At 56.2% G+C, this 317-nt stretch carries 1 protein-coding gene; it reads right to left on the reverse strand.

Annotation, left to right across the window (positions count from 1 at the left end; all coding sequences use genetic code 11):
• The coding region (locus tag J0A66_RS22500; RefSeq protein ID WP_206576044.1) for a DUF4381 domain-containing protein at positions 1-317 on the reverse strand (317 nt) is incomplete at both ends.

Raw genomic sequence — 317 nt, forward strand, 5'->3', positions numbered from 1 at the left:
ATCCACTGCTTGGCCAGGTCCCGGTAGTGCTCGGCATTGTCCAGTTTGGCATCGGCCCGATAGAGATTATCCAACAGCGGCTGATAGTCGCGGATAAATGCCTCCCGGCGTTTTTGCGGAAGCAAACTGGCCAGTAGGTCTAACCAGGCTTGCTGGTGCAAGCTGGCACTGGCTTCACGGGGTAAATAGGTCAAGGTTAAACGTTTAAGCAGACTGTTAAGGCTATCCGGCCAGTGGGGTTGAGTCAGATCCAGGCTGGCCAGTTCGGCCTGCGCCTGTCTAATTGCCAGCTTTTTGCGCCGGGCAGCCACAAGGGT

The organism is Bowmanella dokdonensis (assembly GCF_017254865.1).
Classification (GTDB): domain Bacteria; phylum Pseudomonadota; class Gammaproteobacteria; order Enterobacterales; family Alteromonadaceae; genus Bowmanella; species Bowmanella dokdonensis.